The organism is Bacillus sp. C30, from assembly GCF_040838255.1.
GTDB lineage: Bacteria > Bacillota > Bacilli > Bacillales > Bacillaceae_G > Bacillus_A > Bacillus_A mycoides.
In genome coordinates this window covers 21,521-41,508 of the sequence record NZ_JBFPJH010000002.1, presented here as the reverse complement: position 1 = coordinate 41,508, position 19,988 = coordinate 21,521, and the positions used below count along the sequence as shown (strand labels likewise).

Annotated in this window: 15 protein-coding genes and 1 riboswitch; of the genes, 6 read left to right on the top strand and 9 right to left on the bottom strand. The window is 37.6% G+C overall.

All coding sequences use genetic code 11. The features are described 5' to 3' along the window. Window positions 1–410: 410 nt before the first annotated feature. The 4 genes from AB3X49_RS00545 to AB3X49_RS00530 all read right to left on the bottom strand — a co-directional run bounded on the left by AB3X49_RS00545 (window position 411) and on the right by AB3X49_RS00530 (window position 7,310). Window positions 411–1,622, bottom strand: a complete 1,212-nt coding sequence (locus tag AB3X49_RS00545; RefSeq protein ID WP_105585661.1) for a NupC/NupG family nucleoside CNT transporter — start codon at window positions 1,620–1,622, stop codon at window positions 411–413. A gap of 362 nt (window positions 1,623–1,984) precedes the next feature. Further along, entirely contained in the window at window positions 1,985–3,712 is a 1,728-nt protein-coding gene (locus tag AB3X49_RS00540; RefSeq protein WP_367960125.1) for a C40 family peptidase, read from the bottom strand. 210 nt (window positions 3,713–3,922) lie between these two features. Beyond that, complete coding sequence (locus AB3X49_RS00535; protein ID WP_367960124.1) at window positions 3,923–4,807, bottom strand: D-amino-acid transaminase; 885 nt, start codon at window positions 4,805–4,807, stop codon at window positions 3,923–3,925. A 574-nt stretch (window positions 4,808–5,381) separates the two neighbouring features. Beyond that, the gene (locus tag AB3X49_RS00530) at window positions 5,382–7,310 is read right to left on the bottom strand and encodes an LTA synthase family protein (RefSeq protein ID WP_367960123.1); all 1,929 of its coding nucleotides are present in this window, start codon (window positions 7,308–7,310) and stop codon (window positions 5,382–5,384) included. A gap of 550 nt (window positions 7,311–7,860) precedes the next feature. Here AB3X49_RS00530 and AB3X49_RS00525 point away from each other — a divergent pair. Both AB3X49_RS00525 and AB3X49_RS00520 read left to right on the top strand, forming a co-directional pair. Next, a complete protein-coding gene (locus AB3X49_RS00525) occupies window positions 7,861–8,226 on the top strand; it encodes a YkvA family protein (protein ID WP_002089647.1) in 366 nt (121 codons plus the stop codon). Window positions 8,227–8,276: 50 nt separating this feature from the next. Next, the gene (locus AB3X49_RS00520) at window positions 8,277–8,768 is read left to right on the top strand and encodes a metal-binding protein (protein WP_367960121.1); all 492 of its coding nucleotides are present in this window, start codon (window positions 8,277–8,279) and stop codon (window positions 8,766–8,768) included. Between the two features lie 114 nt (window positions 8,769–8,882). Here AB3X49_RS00520 and AB3X49_RS00515 read toward each other — a convergent pair whose 3' ends face one another. Further along, window positions 8,883–9,200 carry a magnetosome magnetite crystal formation protein family gene (locus AB3X49_RS00515; protein ID WP_367960119.1) on the bottom strand — a complete coding sequence of 106 codons (318 nt, stop codon included), beginning with the start codon at window positions 9,198–9,200 and terminating at the stop codon, window positions 8,883–8,885. Window positions 9,201–9,493: 293 nt separating this feature from the next. On the opposite strand from AB3X49_RS00515, the gene lldP reads away from it, so the two are divergent. Together lldP and thiC are read left to right on the top strand one after the other, a co-directional pair. Next, window positions 9,494–11,155 carry an L-lactate permease gene (gene lldP, locus AB3X49_RS00510; RefSeq protein ID WP_367960118.1) on the top strand — a complete coding sequence of 554 codons (1,662 nt, stop codon included), beginning with the start codon at window positions 9,494–9,496 and terminating at the stop codon, window positions 11,153–11,155. A 71-nt stretch (window positions 11,156–11,226) separates the two neighbouring features. After that, window positions 11,227–11,342: riboswitch (TPP riboswitch) on the top strand. A gap of 111 nt (window positions 11,343–11,453) precedes the next feature. Further along, a complete protein-coding gene (thiC, locus tag AB3X49_RS00505; RefSeq protein WP_367960117.1) occupies window positions 11,454–13,214 on the top strand; it encodes a phosphomethylpyrimidine synthase ThiC in 1,761 nt (586 codons plus the stop codon). Window positions 13,215–13,465: 251 nt separating this feature from the next. Here the strand turns inward: thiC and AB3X49_RS00500 are convergent, their stop codons facing one another. From AB3X49_RS00500 to cydA, 3 genes are all read right to left on the bottom strand, one after another. After that, complete coding sequence (locus tag AB3X49_RS00500; RefSeq protein WP_002166444.1) at window positions 13,466–14,824, bottom strand: arsenic transporter; 1,359 nt, start codon at window positions 14,822–14,824, stop codon at window positions 13,466–13,468. A gap of 219 nt (window positions 14,825–15,043) precedes the next feature. Continuing rightward, complete coding sequence (locus tag AB3X49_RS00495) at window positions 15,044–16,069, bottom strand: cytochrome d ubiquinol oxidase subunit II (RefSeq protein ID WP_002089640.1); 1,026 nt, start codon at window positions 16,067–16,069, stop codon at window positions 15,044–15,046. Next, a complete protein-coding gene (gene cydA / locus AB3X49_RS00490; protein WP_002034780.1) occupies window positions 16,062–17,417 on the bottom strand; it encodes a cytochrome ubiquinol oxidase subunit I in 1,356 nt (451 codons plus the stop codon). Before cydA ends, AB3X49_RS00495 begins: the two co-directional genes overlap by 8 nt. Window positions 17,418–17,669: 252 nt before the next feature. Between cydA and AB3X49_RS00485 the strand changes: the two genes are divergently transcribed. Together AB3X49_RS00485 and AB3X49_RS00480 are read left to right on the top strand one after the other, a co-directional pair. Then, window positions 17,670–17,819, top strand: a complete 150-nt coding sequence (locus tag AB3X49_RS00485; RefSeq protein ID WP_367960116.1) for a hypothetical protein — start codon at window positions 17,670–17,672, stop codon at window positions 17,817–17,819. 89 nt (window positions 17,820–17,908) lie between these two features. Then, window positions 17,909–18,994: a transcriptional regulator gene (locus AB3X49_RS00480; RefSeq protein ID WP_367960115.1), complete on the top strand. Its 1,086-nt coding sequence runs from the start codon at window positions 17,909–17,911 to the stop codon at window positions 18,992–18,994. Window positions 18,995–19,061: 67 nt separating this feature from the next. Here the strand turns inward: AB3X49_RS00480 and AB3X49_RS00475 are convergent, their stop codons facing one another. Next, window positions 19,062–19,946: a LysR family transcriptional regulator gene (locus tag AB3X49_RS00475; protein ID WP_367960114.1), complete on the bottom strand. Its 885-nt coding sequence runs from the start codon at window positions 19,944–19,946 to the stop codon at window positions 19,062–19,064. Window positions 19,947–19,988: the final 42 nt, after the last annotated feature.

The window sequence follows — 19,988 nt, the reverse complement described above, 5'->3', positions numbered from 1 at the left end:
TTCCTCCTTAAAGCTAATTCGTGCTGGATATTTGTAGTATGCACAATTATTAAGAAATGGACCATGTAGCTGGAAGTCTTTTTTTAGCGAGCGACATCAGGTAGTATCCCTCTTGTACAAGAAAAAATAAACAGACATACTAATTATTGTAACATAGCGTCTATACATCTATACATAAAGTATTTAATATATACGAAAATTATATTTATGTTATATAAAAAAGCCTCCTCTTTAAAAGAGGAGACTTTACATGAGTTTATCCCGCTATTTGTGGGCAGTAAAACTCCCACCATAAAATTCGGCTGGAGCAAAGAAGTTAGGTGGGAGTTCAACTGCCCGAAAACGCCCGATTGGTGAAGGCTAATAATCAGTGGGGGATGAAGAAAACCCCCACTGATTAAAGTTTCACTTTATAGGAACATCATACCTGCAACTGCTGCGTTTAAGAAGTTCGCTAGTGTACCAGCGATAACTGCTTTAATCCCTAATTGTGCAATTTGTTTACGGCGAGTAGGAGCTAACGTTCCTGTTACACCTAATTGAATTGCGATAGAAGAGAAGTTTGCAAAACCACAGATTGCAAATGTTAAAATCATATTTGTTTTTGCAGAGAACTCTGCCATGTGTGGTCCTAAGTTTGCATATGCAACGAATTCGTTGATTGCAAGTTTTTGACCGATGAAACTTGCTGCTTGTATAGCTTCGCCGGGTGAAACCCCGATTAAGATTGCAAATGGTGATAATAAGTAACCGAAGATTAAATCAAGGCTAAGTTTAATATCGAACCAAGAACCAACCCATCCTAATAAGCCATTTAATAAAGCGATTAATGCGATGAAAGCCATTAGCATTGCAGCTACGTTAATAACAAGTTGTATACCTTCAGATGCACCGCGTGCAGCTGCATCGATAACGTTTGCGTCTTCACGCTCTGTTGAAAGTTGAACGTTATTATCTACTTTTTCTGTTTCTGGCATAATTAGTTTTGCGATTAATAAACTTGATGGAGCTGCCATAATTGCTGCTGCTAATAAATGTTCTAATGGAATTCCCATTGCTGCATATCCGACAAGAACCGATCCGGCAACAGCTGTCATACCACTTACCATAATAGTGAAGAATTCACTGTTAGTTAAACGTGCTAAGTATGGTTTAATTAAAATTGGTGCTTCTGTTTGTCCTAAAAATACAGTTGTTACTGCATTTAAGCTTTCTGCTTTAGAAGTTCCAAGAAGCTTGCTTAATGCACCACCAATGATACTAACGAATTTCTGCATAATACCTAAGTAATATAAGATTGCTACTAATGAACTAATAAATACGATTGGAAGTAGTGCTTGAATAACGAAAACAAATCCCCAAGGGCCTTTTGCGTTGACTAAATCCCCAGCAACGAACCTAATTCCCTCGTAAGAAAAATTAATTAATCCTTGAACGCCGTCAGCAGCAACTTTTAAGCCTGCTTTTCCAGCATCCCATCGTAATACGATAAATGAAAATGTCATTTGTAATGCTAGCGCGATTAAAATTGTGCGCCAATTAATAGCTTTGCGGTTGGAAGATAGTAAGAAAGCAATTGCTAATACTCCAATCACGCCGCCAATTCCCCATAAAACATTCATGCAGTGTATGCTCCTTCCTCATAGTAAAAAAGTGTATAAACCAGTTGTCTATACTTTTGCGAATATAACATCTTAAGTAACTTATCATAATGGACATCGGAGGTCAAACGTCTAACGAAAAGTTTAAATAAAAAGAAAATTCTTTGAAAAAACACATATAAAATGAATAGACATGAAATATGTTATGTTTTTTGTTGAAATATATTCATTATGATAACGTTTTGGACAATTTTTATAGAATATGGTGTATGAAATAGGAGAATGAACGCATAATTTTTTCGTAGAGAGAATGAAAGGGGATTACTATGTTGAGTCTTTTAAAAAGAGCCTTCTAGTAAACTAGAAGGCTCTGAAACTATAACTTAAGGTGCTTTCGTATACCCTAAGAAATGGCTTTTCCAATAAGAGTTGTTTAATGAAGCGATTGCTACACCTTTATCTCCAGATTGGATGAATGATCCCCCGCCAAGGTAGATACCCATGTGAGAAGGACCTGCTTTATAAGTATCTTTGAAATAAATTAAGTCTCCAGGTTGTGGACTTGAAGTTTGTGGTAAGCTGCTCCAATATCCAGCAACACTTTGACGGCTAATGTTATGACCAAATTTCTTAAATACGTGGTAGATGTAACCACTGCAGTCAACACCGTTAGCAGAAGTACCGCCCCAAACGTATGGTACGCTTTGCATAGATTTCGCGTATGCAAGTAGAGAAGAACTATCACCGCTATTATTAGTATTGTTGTTGTTATTGTTTTGATTGTTATTTTGGTTGTCGTTAGGCTTATTATCTACTGCGCCACCAACTGGTGTTTTAGATAGGAAACGTGTTCCGATGTAACCAGTTTGACCGTTGTAGTTAATTTTGCTCCATCCAGAGTTTTCAGAGATTACTTGAACCTTCTGTCCTTGTGGAAGTGCGCCTATGATTCTATAATTTGTACCTTCGCCGCTACGTACATTTAGTGCAGAAGCATTAATGTAGTAGTCACCAATTGCACCTTGATCAGGTTGTTTCGGTTGTTCAGGAGTAGCAGTGCCACCTTTAACGAATTTTACAAATTCGCTACTAACATAGCCTGTTTTTCCTTGGTAGTTTACTTTAAACCAGCCGTTTTCAGATCCAACTACGTTTAATGTTGTACCATTTAACACGCCGCCAATTACACTATGGTAAGCAGCAGGGCCTGTACGAACACGTAGAGATGTTGCGTTAACAACGTAAGTACCGCCAGTTTGAACAGTTCCATTATTATTTTGCTCTTGGTTGTTACCTTGAGTGACGTTTTCGTTAGAACCGCCTTTTGTTACGTAGTCTTTGCTTAAGTAAGCTGTTTGTCCTGCGTAATTGATTTTGAACCAATCTTGAACTTCGCCTACAACTTGTACTACTTGTCCTTGTTTAACAGAACCTACAGTTGGATGAGAAGTGCTAGGACCTGTACGAACGCGAAGGGAAGATACATTTACTGTATAGTTTCCACTTGCTGGTTGAACAGTTGCTTCATTGTTACTATTGTTGTTATTGCTTGTAGAGCCAGTATTTGAAGAAGCGCCTGATACAAATTGGCTACTAACATAACCAGTTTGTCCGTTATGGTTGATTTTCACCCAACCATTTTCTTCTCCAATTACGTTTAAAGTTTGTCCTTCATATACACGTCCTGAAACAGAACTAGAAGTGTTAGGAGCTGTACGTACACGTAATACATCAGCAGTAACTTTATTGTTTCCGCCTGTACTTACAGTGGTATTTGTTTTTGCACCATTTTTTGATACAAACTCGCCACTGACATAGCCTGTTTGTCCATTATGGTTAATTTTGAACCAACCATTTTCTTCTCCAATTACGTTTAATGATTGACCATTATAAACGCGAGAGATAACATCGTGAGAAGTACTTGATCCTGCACGAACATGTAGTACGCTAGCATTCACCGTATAGGATGAACTGTTTGATGCGGAAGCTTGGACAGTTTGTGTAGCAGCTTTTTGTGTATTTTGTTCAGGGGCAGCTTGAACACTATCAAGTGTAGGAGCTGCTCCTCCTGCTACAGACACTGCCGCAAGACCGGCAAGGTATTTTTTCATAATTTGTCGATTCCTTTCTGTCTGTAATGTAGTGAAGAAATATTTACCAACTGTTAAAAATTCTAAAGAGCATGTCGATTACTGTCAAGACTTATGTGGTAATCTGAATATGACAAAAAGGTTACAAAAAAAAATCAAGGTATAAATCTGCACCTTGATTTCCATTTAAATACATATATTTGATGTGGAAAATGAGAAGATTATTCGTATTTAGGAAGATGTGCTGTTGGATTTTAAAAGGCTTTGAGAAAATGACCTTTGTAGTAATTTGGTGATAGGGCCAACTTGACCATCTTGAATCGCAGTTCCATCGAGATGGGTCATCGGTAAAATTTCAATAGTCGTTCCCGTAAAGAAGCATTCATCTGCTTGATAAACATCGCGAACGCTGAAAAGCTCTTCCTTTACAGGAAGTTGAAGAGTGTTAGCTAAAGAAAGGACGTACTGACGAATAATGCCGTTTAAAATAAGGTGATTGGCTGGATGCGTATACAGTGTTCCGTTTTTTATAAGAAAGAAGTTAGAGTGGCTACCTTCAGTTACAATACCATTTCGTACGAGAAGTGCTTCTTTACAACCTTTGCGTTCAGCTTTCGTATAAGCTAATACATTTGGTAATAAATTTAACGATTTAATATCACAGCGGAGCCAGCGTGTATCAGGTTCTGATATAGCACGTACACCGTATTCAATCCATAAAGATGGTCTTTCTTTTTTTGAAATATAAGCATAGATTGTCGGAGATATGTCATATGAAAATGCATGTGCTCGAGCTTGTACACCACGAGATATTTGTAAGTAAATTGTTCCGTCTTCGTGGAAATTATTGTTTTCAATTAATTTGTAGAGTAAGATGATGAGTTCGGCTTTTGAGAAAGGAAGTGATAATTCTATTTCTTCAAGGGATCGATATAATCTTGTTAAATGTGGGTCTAATAAGTGAAAGTTTCCGTTATAAAGGCGAATAACTTCATAGACGCCATCACCAAATTGTAAACCTCTTTCTTCAAGTTCTATGTACGCGCGATGTTTTGTTGTATCAATAACTGCATCATTCCATAGTACAAATCTTTCGTATGCCAATTTTCGTCCCATCCTTTCGTTAGTACATGAATAAAAATCACTATAGTAATTTTTATGTAAGCAATTCTCTACATATGACGTATATGTATTTGTAAATCACAGAGAAGTAGTGGTGATTTATCCTGCATTAACTGCCCGTAAACGCCCGATTGGTGAGGGCTAATAATCAGTGGGGGATGAACAAAACACCCACTGATTAAAGTTTCACTTTATAGCATTTTGTATATACAAATTCGGAAATGAGAAATAAGAATCCTGCTTTTTGAAAAAAAAAAGCAACATTCGTATGGAATGCTGCACAAGGAGGGTAGCTATCATTCATAGGGACATCGTCTTTAAAGGTTTCATTTATGCAAACAAAACACTTGGAAAGACAATTATAAGAAAGTTGAAAACAAATGATGCACACATTTCTCTAAGGGATCCTATTGAAGATGAGAGATAAGAAATATGTGGAATCTTATTTACATATTTTATTATAAAGATGTTTCGTTAATGTGGTGTAAATATTAGGTGAAGGTTATGTAATTTTAAAGTTAATGAATAGGAGAGGAAGGATAGCAGAAAATAAAAAAAGAGGCTGAGATTACTCAGCGCTCTTCTTTTCTTCTTTAATAGCTGTCTTTACTTCACCAGTTTTGATCTTGTTACTTTCAGAGAAGCGAAGTAAGTCACCTTCAATGATTTTGTCAGACATGTTCAATTCATTTTGGGCACGATCAATTAGTGGTTGAGATTCTTCTTTCGGTAATTGCACAACTTCGCCAGTAGTACGGTCGTAGAATGTACTGTTCGTGTACATGTACTTATCTGTAACGAAGCTACCGTCACGAAGAACAACGAATCCTTTATTTTCTGGTGAGAATACATCATGACCGAATTGAATTTGATTCGTAGAATCTACACCAAGTAAGTTTAGAATTGTTGGCTTAATATCAATTTCACCAGTTGGTTTTGAAGTTGTTTTACCTTCTTTTTGACCTGGAACGTGAATAAACATCGGTGTTTTTTGTAAGTTCATATGGTCAAATGTAGTGATTTCTTCTTTTCCTAAGAACTGTGCCATTGCACGGTTATGGTTTTCAGAAATACCATAGTGATCACCGTAGAATACGATAACTGAGTTGTCGTAAATACCTTCTGCTTTTAGACGCTCAATAAAGTGTTTCATTGCTTCGTCTAAATAGCGAGCAGTTACCATGTAACGGTCAAATACGCCATCACCAGAATTGTATTCATCGATTAATTTCGTACTGTCATCATAAGTGAATGGGTAATGGTTTGTTAAAGTAAGGAAGCGAGTATAGAACGGTTGCTTCACTTCTTTTAACATATCGATAGATTGATCGAAGTATTCGATATCTTTTAATCCCCAATTTAATTTTGTTTCTGGCGTAATTTTGTAGTCAAGCTCGTTGTAGTAACGATCATAACCAAGTGCCGGATACATAATGTTACGGTTCCAGAACGTTGCGTTATTCGCGTGGAATACTGATGTGTGATATCCTTGCTGACGCAAAATTTCTGGAGTTGCTGTATATTCGTTATTACCGTGTGTGAAGAATACAGCACCACGGTCTAGTGGATACATTGAAGTATCTACTAAGAATTCAGCATCAGACGTTTTACCTTGCCCAGTTTGATGGAAGAAGTTATCGAAGTAATAACTTTCTTTCGCAAATTGGTTTAGGAATGGTGTAACTTCTTGTCCGTTAACTTGCGCACCAATTAAGAATGTTTGTAATGATTCAAGAGAGACAACAATTACGTTTTTCCCTTTTGCAGTACCAAACATATTTGGATCTGGTTTACTTTGTGTTGTTTTCACGTAGTTTTCTGTTTCTTGTAATTTACTACCATCAGCAAACGCTTTTTGTGAACTTGATTTTGCTTGTAAGCCAAGATCGTATGCTTGGTGTACATATAATCCTAAGTTTTTAACAAGCATAACGCGGTCGAATGAACGTGTTAATAGTTCTGGACGCTCAGCTTCTGCAAATCCTAGGTTTACGCAGAAAATAGCAACCGTTGACACGAAGTATAGAGAACGCATCGGACGCGCTACACGTTCTGTCGGTGCAAAATCTTTCTTCTTCTTCAATAGAACGAAGAATACGATAATATCCGCAAATGCAAGGATGATTTTGTAGTTAAATAATTCTTTCACACTAGAACCTAAACTTCCGAAATTAGACGTTTGTCCTAGTACTGGTAAAGTAACGAAGTCATTGTAGAATCCGTAGAACATTACGTTACCAACAAGAATGAACGTTAAGATAAAGTTAATTCCTAGTGCTATATAGTTACGTTTTTTCCCTTTTGCAAATAATGCAAGACCCACAAACAGTAATGATGCTGCTAATGGACTAATGAATAAAATGAATTCTTGCATGAACGATTCAAGTTTTAAATCGAAGCTAGTGCGTGTAATGATGTAGGATTTTAGCCATACGGCCAAAGCTACGAATAAAGTAAAACGCACATTTTGAAATTGTGATTTCATGGTTTCTTTCATTCATTTCCACCCTTTCTCTATCAGGCTTGGTCGATTTTGGAGCGAAAAATGTTAAAATAAAAAATACATAGTTTTCTTGGCCATAATTAGAGTTTCTATATTCACCCATATACGACTTTAACTATGCATACCCTTTTTGGTTTCTTGTGCTGCTCATAAGCATAACGTCATTTCTGTATTATACAACAAAATTCATTTCTGAGAAACACTATAACATTTTACATTTTTTGTATGTGATTTGTCACTACCAGAGAAAACTTTAACATTCGTTTATATGCCCGTCAACTAGAAAATATAACAAAAATAGAAAAGAATGTTAAGCGGAATTGAAAGTTTTTTGGTTGAGAAATATGGAATGGAAATCTTTAAGTGGTTGTCTAGAAAACTATTATATGAAGGAAAATATGAAAAAATTAACGAACACTTGTTCTTTTTGGTTTTGTTTGTTACAATGAAATTTCATTGATAGATTATGTGTAATTTTGATGAACTTTTACTGATAACATAACATATTGTAGCTTATTTCTTTTGAAAATAGGGAGGCTTTTGAATGAAACAAAAATTTTCAGTTGAAGCGTTTTGGAAGAAAATAAAACATGTTGCGAAGCAGGCAGGGCAGTCGGTAATCTATGCGAGTTTATTGTTGTTTTACGTGTTGCAAAGACCGGATGTTCCAAAACGAGTGAAAATTATTGTAATCGGAGCACTTGCTTATTTCATTGCACCGATTGATGCCATTCCAGATTTCATTGCTGGAGTCGGTTATACGGATGATTTAGGTGCGTTAATGGCCGCACTATTACAAGCATCGATATACGTAAATGAAGATGTGAAAGATAAGTCACGAGTGAAGTTGGCAGAATGGTTTGGTTCGGATATAGACACATCATTTATCGATCAAAAATTAGATCAATAGGTGAGAACTGTCATAGGATGACAGGGCGAACGTAAGCGAGGAAGTGCATTATGCCATCAGGAAGAACGCATACGAAAATAAATTTAATATCCCTTCCGGTTGTTTTGTTTATGCTCTTTTCGTATGGATTAACAAGTTTTGATTTTTTATTAACTTTTGCAATTGGCTTTTTAGTAGGTACTTCATTTTTAACACCGGATTTAGATACGTACAGTAATGCGTATAATAAATGGGGATTCCTCCGCATTTTTTGGTATCCATATAGGAGCGTAATGCCCCATCGTTCCTTCTTCACACATACGATTATAATTGGTGATATTATTCGTATTGCATACATGTTAATCGTGTTTTCTCCGTTTTTATTCCTATTAAATATAATCGCATTCGGTGGAAATTTAATAGAAATTGCGAAGGAACACGAGGTTGAAATTGTAACGTTTGTAATGGGGGTTGTTGTGGCGAGTACGCTCCACATTATAGCGGATAAAGTGAATACGCGCCGAAAGAAAATGATGAGAAAAAAGAAGAAACGCAGAAGATAAAGTGAAACTTTAATTAGTGGGGTGTTCATCCCCACCGATTATTAGCCCTCACGAATCGGGAAAAGGACACTTGCAATTTGCAAGTGTCCTTTTTAATCAAACGTTTGTTTAAGATTAAGCTTTTAGTACTTTAATACCTTTTACGATGTTCCAAACGAAGTAATATAAGCTAACGATTCCGCAAATACATAAGACAATCATTGCACCGATTCCAAGTGTTAGATCGGGCTGATCAGATCCAAGGCCCATAATACCCAAAATAGTTAAGCCAATTAATGTAGCGATACTTGGGATAATGTGTGTCCATAGCGCACGTTTCGCGTGTGGTTTTGTTTCAGCATCGCCCACAATCCAAACTATAATTGGGAATAAGATAGGGGCAAATAGTACACTAAAGTACGATAAAGCAGCTAATATTTTGTTTCCATTCATATATATCACCTCATAAATAATGTCCGTTGTTATACTATTATTATGCAGTAATTTTTGCAAGCTTACTATCGATGAACATTACAAGAACGTGACGTTTTTGTAAGATTTTTTGTTAAATGATAAAATTTTCAAAAAAATATTTTTTAATGGAAAATGATATGATAAAGTATAAAAGAAGTTATTGAAAACGTTTTCTGAAACGTTTTTATTTTTAGACTCAAAGGTATGATGACCTGATAGTCTATTGATGAGGTTATTCTATTTAAAAGGGGATTCTTTAGGGGGAGAGAACAATGAACACATGGACACAAGTTTATGATCCGTTCGGGAACATTTGGATTTCTGCGGCGGTCGCACTTATTCCGATTATCTTTTTTTTCTTAGCTTTAGCAGTTTTCCGCATGAAGGGGTATGTGGCAGGATTTATTACAGTTGTACTTACAATTTTGGTGGCGTTATTTGCATATAAAATGCCATTCACAATGGCAATGGCAGCGACCGGATACGGTTTCTTATACGGGTTATGGCCGATTGCGTGGATTATCATTATGTCAGTATTTTTATATAAAATTTCTGTGAAAACAGGTCAATTTGATGTCATTCGTGCATCTGTATTATCAATTACGAATGACCATCGTTTACTCGTTATCTTAATCGGGTTTTCATTTGGAGCATTTTTGGAAGGGGCAGCAGGATTTGGTGCACCAGTAGCGATTACGGCAGCACTTCTTGCAGGTCTTGGGCTAAATCCTTTATATGCAGCAGGTCTTTGTTTAATCGCAAATACTGCACCAGTAGCGTTCGGAGCGATGGGGATTCCGATTACAGTTGCTGGACAAGTAACAGGCATTGATCCGCATAAAATTGGACAAATGGCTGGGCATCAATTACCGTTTTTATCTTTATTTGTTCCGTTCTTTATCGTATTTTTAATGGATGGCTTTAAAGGAGTAAGACAAACGTGGCCTGCTTTATTTGTTGCGGGTAGTTCATTTGCAATTACACAGTTTATTACAGCGACGTTTTTAGGGCCAGAACTTCCGGATATTACGTCAGCGCTTGTAAGTTTAGTAAGTTTATCGCTATTCTTAAAAGTTTGGCAGCCGAAAGAAATTTATCAGTCTAAAGAAGCGAATAGTGAAGTAGCAGCAACGACGACGGCGACATCTATGCCGAAACTAACGGTAGGAAAAGTAGTAAAAGCATGGTCTCCGTTCATTATTTTAACTGTGATGGTAGTCATTTGGAGCCAAAGTTTCTTTAAAGCATTATTCGCTCCAGGCGGCGCTTTAGAAAGTCTCGTATTTAAATTTGAAGTTCCAAGCTTGCACAATTTAGTAATGAAGGCAGAGCCGATTGTAAATAAACCAACACCTTATGAAGCAATCTTGAAATTAGATATTTTATCAGCGACTGGAACAGCAATTTTAATTGCTTGTATCATTTCTATCTTTATTTTAAAAATGAGTGCAAAAGATGCAGTAGCAACATTTAAAGAAACGTTAAACGAACTAAAAATGCCAATTCTATCTATTGGATTCGTATTAGGATTTGCATTTATCGCAAACTATTCTGGTTTATCTTCTACATTAGCGTTAGCACTTGCAGGAACTGGCGGACTATTCCCGTTCTTCTCGCCATTCTTAGGATGGATTGGCGTATTCTTAACAGGATCAGATACGTCAGCGAACGCACTGTTCTCGAATTTACAAGCAATTACAGCGCAGCAAGTCGGTGTATCTGAAGTGCTTCTTGTTGCAGCAAATACAACGGGCGGTGTAACAGGTAAAATGATTTCTCCGCAATCAATTGCGATTGCTTGTGCGGCAGTTGGACTTGCTGGGAAAGAGTCAGATTTGTTCCGCTTTACATTGAAGCATAGTTTATTCTTCGTTACTATTGTTGGGATTATGACGTATGTGCAGGCTTATTATTTAACTTGGATGATTCCGTAAACAACAAAAGAAATAAACTTTGCATTTTTCAGATTATAGTGTATGATGGGAAAGTATTGAAAATTAAATCAGTGATAAACTAGGGGTGCCTAACGTATGCGTAGGCTGAGAGAGAAGCGTGTGAACTTCTTAACCCTTTGGACCTGATCTGGCTCGTACCAGCGTAGGGAAGTTAACGGCTTTACATAATTATGTCTTTATGAGCCAGGTCCTTATTCTTTTATGGACCTGGCTCTTTTTATTTTGGCATGCGCTGGCCATATCTCGTCCTTGTCACGAACAGGGGGCAATAAAGGTTATGAAACAGTCTGTTTCTGCTGAGCAAATTGAATTGAAATCGAGTTTACCAGGAAGTAAGAAAGTGTATGTGGATGGAACACGTGAAGGTATGAAAGTACCAATGCGCGAGATTGAACAAAGCGATACGAACGGTGTTCAAAATCCACCAATCCGTGTGTATGATACGAGTGGACCTTATACAGATCCAGAGTATAAAGTGGAGCTGGAAAAAGGGATTCCAACGCCGCGCCACTCTTGGACCTTGGGGCGTGGTGATGTGGAAGCTTATGAAGGACGCGAAATTAAACCTGAGGATGACGGTGTGAAAGTGGCTTCAAAACATACACCTGTTTTCCCGCAAATGGATCGTAAGCCGCTTAGAGCGAAGCAAGGTGCAAATGTTTCGCAAATGCATTATGCGCGTAATGGCATTATTACGTCTGAGATGGAATATGTTGCGATTCGTGAAGGGGTAGAGCTTGAATTTGTTCGTAAGGAGATTGCAGAAGGTCGTGCGATTTTGCCGGCGAACATTAACCATCCTGAAGCGGAACCGATGATAATTGGACGTAATTTTCACGTGAAGGTAAATGCAAATATCGGAAACTCTGCTGTATCGTCTTCTATTGCAGAAGAAGTAGAGAAGATGACGTGGGCGACTCGCTGGGGTGCAGATACGATTATGGATTTATCTACAGGTAAAAACATTCATACAACACGTGAGTGGATTATTCGTAATGCTCCGGTACCAGTTGGAACTGTGCCGATTTATCAAGCGCTTGAAAAAGTAAACGGAATTGCAGAAGATTTAACGTGGGAAGTATATCGTGATACGTTAATTGAGCAGGCGGAGCAAGGCGTTGATTACTTCACGATTCACGCTGGTGTATTACTTCGTTACATTCCAATTACTGCAAAGCGTATGACAGGTATTGTTTCGCGCGGTGGTTCAATTATGGCGCAGTGGTGTTTATTCCATCATAAAGAAAACTTCCTATATACTCACTTTGAAGAGATTTGTGAAATTATGAAGCAGTACGATGTTTCGTTTTCTCTTGGAGATGGATTACGTCCAGGTTCTATTGCAGATGCAAATGACGAAGCGCAGTTTTCTGAGCTTGAGACACTTGGTGAATTAACAAAAATCGCTTGGAAACATGATGTGCAAGTTATGATTGAAGGACCTGGGCATGTACCGATGCATTTAATTAAAGAAAATATGGAGAAAGAACTTGATATTTGTCAGGGTGCGCCGTTCTATACACTTGGGCCGTTAACGACAGATATTGCACCAGGTTATGATCATATTACTTCAGCGATTGGTGCTGCGATGATCGGCTGGTTTGGAACGGCGATGCTTTGTTATGTAACCCCGAAAGAACATTTAGGTTTACCAAACAAAGATGATGTTCGCGAAGGGGTTATTACGTACAAAATCGCTGCGCATGCAGCCGATCTTGCGAAAGGGCATAAAACGGCTCATCAGCGTGATGATGCACTTTCAAAAGCACGATTTGAATTCCGTTGGCGCGACCAATTTAATTTATCTTTAGATCCTGAACGCGCGATGGAGTACCATGATGAAACGTTACCAGCAGAAGGGGCGAAAACAGCGCATTTCTGTTCAATGTGTGGCCCAAAGTTTTGTAGTATGAGAATTTCACATGATATTCGTGAATATGCGAAAGAAAATGACTTAGAAACGACAGAAGCAATTGAAAAAGGAATGAAAGAGAAAGCGGTAGAATTCAAAGAAACTGGTAGTCACTTATATCAATAATACGTTACACCTCTTTACTTGATTGATCACACTGTACCTAACTTAAATATAGAAGAAGCCCCCTTTGCTAAGACGGTAGCAAAGGGGGCTTCTGTCGTCTATCCCGCTATTTGTGGGCAGTAAAACTCCCACCTCAAAATTCGGCTGGAGCAAAGAAGTTAGGTGGGAGATAAACTGCCCGTAAACGCCCGATTGGTGCGGGCTAATAATCAGTGGGGGATGAACACCCACCCACCTTATAAAGTTTCACTTTATAAGGTGAAGAATAATTGTACCCAGTAGTATAAGAGGAATAATGTGACGACTGTTGTGAGTGGGATTACGATGAGAGATACGCTTAAATAATCTTTCCATTTCACTTTAATTTTGTTTTGTCTTAAGATATACATCCAAATGAGGGAAGCTAGTGTACCGATTGGTAATAATAGTGAACCGATGTCACTACCGATGATATTTGCGAGATAGATAGTTTTTAATGTGACTGGATCTAGTCCCATTTCTGTTAATGTGATTGTACCAATCATAAGTGCAGGGTGGTTATTGAAGACGTTAGAGAGGAGGGAAACGAGTCCGCCCATTGCAAAGCTGGCATAGAGTAGATGCTGACTTACAACTGGTTCGAGCCAACTTACAAGTGCCGCTGTTAACCCTGCGTTATGAAGCCCGTAAATAATTACATACATAGAGAAAGCGAAAATTAAAATGTGCCACGGTGTCTTTTTCAAAATATCGACTGGGTTTGTTCGTAAGTAGTACCATCTCCAGATGAGAAGAACGAGTGAACCGAGTACGGCAACAATTTCGATTGGAATCGATAAGAAGGATGCAACGAATAGAAGACAGCGCATAAGGAAGACGAATCCTAATACTTTTAACATGAATTTCGTACGTTTTTGTTTCGTATTAACAGAATTTTGTCCTTTTAACGGATGGAAGTTTTTCGTGAAGAAAATTTCTTCAATATCATATGAAGAAACAGGTAATCTTTCTGGAAGTTTTTTCTTTAAAACTGTATACATGAGCCATGACATAAACAGTAGTCCTAGTGTTGCAGGTACAAACATCATAGCGGTATGCATATAAAGAGTCATGTGGACGATATTTAATGCAATTAAGTTTACAATATTACTTACACCAATTGGTGCACTAGATGCAGTGGCGATTAAAGCACCGCTTAATAAATAAGGGATTTGTTGATGAGGTTTTAATTGAAGGTTTTTCAGAAGTAAAATCAAAATCGGTGTTGTAATTAAAATACTACCGTCATTATTAAATAAAAGAGTCATAAGAAAACATAGTAATTGAATGTACCAGTATAGGCGTCGTCCGGAACCTTTCGCTAAATTTGCGAGTTTCGCTGCGGACCAGTGGAAGAAGCCGAAGCTTTCTAATATAACCGCCATAACGATGGTCGCTAATATCGTTATAGAGGCACCGCCGATTTTACTTATAATGTCCATGACGTCTGGTTTTGATACAAGTCCAGTAATGAGGATAATGCTAGCGCCGACTGCTGCCGGCCACGCCTCATTTAAACCGCGAGGTCGCCAAAAGATAACAATCATCGTTAAGAAGAATACAATAATAGTAATCCATATTTCAATGCTCATATTTAACCTACCTTTCTATTTTCCCTTGAACAAATGTAGCTTGTCTCAAGTTTATATAGCATTATATTCAAAAGAAAATAAGAAGAACTAGGCATCTACCTTAATCTAGTGAATATGTGTATTTAGAGCAATAAGGCAAGTATAAGGAGTAGTGTAATAACTATTAGGAGAGGAGTCTAATAAATTAGGGGCATTCTATGTGTGAATGCCCCTAATTTACTATTTTTCCTTTAAAAATGTTCGATCTTTTAAGAATAAATTCCAGAAGAAAATAAATCCTGGTAGTAAAATTGCAATCCCGATTGCGTAAAGAATAAGAAGTGCATAGAATGTTTCGACCGTCGTAAAGCTTGTAAATACAGTTACGTCCGGGTAAATGATATAAGGTAAATGGGCGACGCCGTAAGCGTAGCTTGCAAATGCATATTGAGCGACGACAGCTAAAACTGCAATGCGAGGAAAGCCTAGTGTGCCATATTTCTTATTTGTCCACCAAAGGGAAGAGTATCCGATAACAAATAAAATGATAGAGACTGTAAACCATGGGAATTGCTTTATTAGTCCTTGCATAAGCCAGTGTGTTTCAGGGTCCATTACAACGAGAGCGATAATAGCAGTCACGAGCGTTGCAGGACCAAGTATGATGGCATTTCTTCTATAAATTCGGTACGTATCTTCAGAACCTTGTTCCCTAGCAAAATCAGCAAGAAAGAGAGATGATAGAAATAGTTCCGAAGTTAGTCCGAAGAGCATATAACAATAAATAACGGGACTAGAAAGAAGTTTTCCGTAAAGGAGCACTTCTTTTCCTTCAGACATCGTAATATAGGCACCTTCTGTAACTGGCAGAACGGTAATTAATAGAGCTGGGATTAAGAGCCCGGTAATACCTGAAATAATCCGAAGAAGGTGTTGATATTTTGGCAGGGAGTAAGCAAATACCATAAATGTACTACGAATCGCAACGAGTACTAAAATTAACATAACTGGTACAAACATAACGGTTGCAAGGGTAAAGGCCGCTTTTGGGAAGAAACCGAGAAAAGCAACGACGACAAAGACAAGAAACGTATTCGTTACTTCCCAAGTTGGTGATAAGTACCGATTAGCAAGCTTGGCAGCAAGCGTCGGGTGTTTAGCGTATACCATGCCCCAAAAACCAGCTCCAAAATCAATAGATCCTAATATGCTATATACGAAAATAAGAGCCCATAAGATGATGATTGCAATGCTTTCCTCATGCACGAGAATCGCCTCCTTCGTGATGTAAATCATTCTTTAACGGATGTTTCTTAAAGAATGTCCGTAGTACAAAGACGGTTAAAATACCAAGTCCGATATATAAAATGATGAATAAAACAAATAAAGGACCGACGAAATCAGCGCGCGTAGAAGCATCTACCGTGCGTTGCATGCCATAAATTGTCCATGGCTGACGACCACTACAACTAAAAATCCATCCGAATTCAATACCGAGCAACATAACGGGTCCACAGGCGGCAGCTCCCCAAAGAAGCCACTTCGGTAACTCTACTCCTTTTTTTCGGTAAACAAAGTACCAATATAAGAGGGCAATAGCTGCAACTGCAAAGGTAAAGGCAGCGGTGCCGACCATTAAATTGAACAGTGTATGTGTGTAAAATGGTGGCCATGTTTCTTGCGGGAATTCCTTTAGACCTTTTACAACGGTGTTAGGGTCTAGTCCCACTAATAAGCTAAGCATGTTCGGAATTTCAAGGGCATAGTTTAGTTCAAGTGTGTTAGGGTCCACAACCCCGCCAATCGATAAAGGCGCGTGTGATGTCGTTTCAAACAAAGCTTCAGCAGATGCTAGTTTTTCAGGTGAATGTTTATGTAAGGCAATAGCAGATTCATGTCCTGAAAGCCACATCGTAGCACCTGTGATAAATGTAACGACAAGCCCTAACAGTAATCCTTTTTTATGGTAAGCAATTTCACGAGCACTTAAATTTTTCTTTAATAATTTAAATCCAGCGATAGAAGCAATAACAGCTGCTCCAGTTGTATAGGCCGTAATAACGACGTGGAATGCACTTGTGCCAAAGCTCGGATTAAAGAAAGCTTTCCACGGATCAACGTTAAAAACTGAGCCATCTGGATTCATTGAAAATCCCGCAGGTGTATTCATCCATGTGTTTGCCGATGTAATAAGCACGGCGGATGCAGTGGCGCCAATCATAACGAAAAATAGCGAGATTAATCTCATAACTGGAGGTAGTTTATCAGCCGCATATACGTAAATAGACATGAATAAAGCCTCTAAAAAGAAGGCGAAAATCTCAATTTGAAACGGAACGGAAATAACTTGCCCAACAATTTTGGCGAAACCAGGCCAAAGAAGTGAAATTTGTACACCAACAATTGTTCCAGTTGGAATTGCTACACCGAGAAGGATAGCAAAAGCCTTTGTCCATCTTTTTGCCATAATGGCATAGTCGGAATCTTTCTTCCAGTGATAGAGTATTTCACTTATAAAAATCATTAAAGAAAGCCCGACTCCAAGCGTTGCAAAGATAATGTGGAATGCTAATGAAGAACCAAAAAATGCCCTTGCTAATGTTACGGTATCCATATGTATACTCCCCTTCTTTTTGCCATTATTTTCTGATTGAATTGGAAAATTTATTCAAAAAACTACCAAAAATATATATGTATTTAAAAAATGAGTACGGTAATGTGATATTTAAATATTCTAAAAAGAAAGAAATTGATATTTGGTAATATTTTATTTGTTTTTTAGGGCTGAATCTTTTATAATCTTTTATGCGAACGTAAGTTCTGTTTCCGGGGTGAAGAAGTTTATGTGAAATGGAGAGGGTGTTTTATGTATCCTGAAGTCATTAAAAAGATGGCATTTTCAAGAGAGCATAGAGATTTATTATTAAGGTTGTATAATAAAGAAATTACGCGTCGTGAATATGATCGACTTGTGGAATCGCTATATAGACCTTCTAAAGAGGCTTGCGAAGGATAAGGTGAGAGAGACAATCTAAAGGATTGTCTTTTTTATATTTGCGTATGTTCTGGTAAAATTAAGGTTAGCCTTAAAAGGAGGTGAAAAGCTTGCGAAAACGTTTATATATAGGGATTGGGGTTATTTTCTTAATCGCTTTAGGTGGAGTTGTATTTTGGTCAGCTTTACAAGGAAATCGTACCGAGCATTTTATTTTACGACATATGGTGAATGAAAATGGAACACTTGCAACGTATCGCTTAGAGGATACAAAGGCAGGTAAGGGTGAAGCGAAGGGCCGTGAAGCTTTATCAGAATCTGCAGGGTTATGGCTACAATATACACTTGATAAAGATGATCAAGCTTTATTTGATGAACAAGTGAAGGTTATTCAAAATAACTTTGTACACAAGGATCGCATCGTTATATGGAAAATCTCTGAAAAGGGAGAAATGCAGTCAGCTACTAATGCACTTATCGATGATCTTCGTATTATAGAACAATTATATCGTGCTTATGAAATGTACAAGGAAGATCGCTATAAAAACCTTGCAGATCAATTGAGTGATTCTGTACTTCGTTATAATAAAAAAGGTAATTATTACGTTGATTATTACGATGCAGATACAGGAAAACAAAATAACTTTGCAACAACATCTTACATAAATCCGCATGCATTCTCTTATATGAAAAAGTATGGAAAAATTTCTGCACAGCAGTATCAGGAAGTTGTTCAGCTTTTAGCGGATTATCCAAGGCAGGGCTGGGCATTCCCGAAAGAGTATAAAGATGATGGGACATTTACGTACGATAAAGAAGTGAATCTTATTGATCAATCATACGTTGCTTATCATCGTAGTTTAGGCGGTCTTTCATCAGATGCTTATTTGGAATTTATAAAGAAGAAATTTCGCGAAGACGAAAAGTTATATGGTCGTTATAACTTAGAAACGGGAAAACAAGCTGTGAACTATGAATCACCAGCATCTTACGGATTAACAATTTTGTACGTACTACAAACAGGTGATACAAAGTTTGCGAAGGAATTGTATGAGCGGATGACTACATTCCGAAATGATAATGTATTTAGTAGATATTATGGTGGATATGTAACAGGTGAGAATAATAATACACATATTTTTGATAACGTATTGCCGCTTTTAGCGGAAATGGAATTGGATAAGAGTAAAAAATAGAAGGTGCCACCCTATGGGGATGGTACCTTTTATTTGTGTCGTTATTTGTTTGTAAAGCGATATAATTTTACGCCCTAATATTGGAGAAGTAATCAATCACGAATTCACGAAATTGCTGGGCGGTGTTTGATAAATAGCGCTTCTTCGACCAACTTAAGCCGATAGTTCGTTCGCAATTAGGTTCAATAATACGTAACTTATTTGATGCTAAAGTAGAGTTTTTTAATAAAGTTAAACTTGGGACAAAGGCGATGCCAAGACCTTGCTTAATGAGATCGCTAATCACGGTTGGTTCATCTACTTCAAAAGCGATATGTGGAGTGAAACCAGCTTTTTTACAAAATTCATCTGTTAAGTGGCGAAATCCGTAACCAGTGTTCATACTAATAAACGATTCGTCTTTTACTTCATGCAAATAGATACTTTCGCGGTTTGATAACCGATGTCCTGAAGGAACAGCTAAGAAAATTTCTTCTGTGATAAGTGGTTCCCAAACCATTTCCTCGCCTTCAATTGGTACAGAGGAGATACAAAAATCAATTTCCATATTATCTAGTTGCCGTTTCATAGAAGGAGTAGATGCGAGAAATTGTTGGAATCGAACGTTAGGGTGTTCTAGTAAAAAAGAACCGAGTAACTCGGGTAATATTCTTGGAATAGAAACTGCAAGTGTAATAGAGCCTTGTTGTAATTCAGCTAAATCTTTAATTTCGCGTTCCCCTTCACTTAATTCATGAAAAATGCGTTCTACTCGTTTTAAAAATACTTTGCCGAAAGAGTTTAATGTAATCTGTCGACCTTGGCGATCAAATAAGGGGACGCCTAAGTCCTTTTCTAGTCTAGCGATTGTTTTACTGAGTGAAGGCTGCGCGATATGCAATTCTTCAGCTGCTTTTGTCATATGTTCTATTCGTGCGACTGTCTGAAAGTATTTTAATTGAAGAAGTTCCACTTCGAATCTCCTTTCTATAGACCAAAAGGAATGAATTGATAA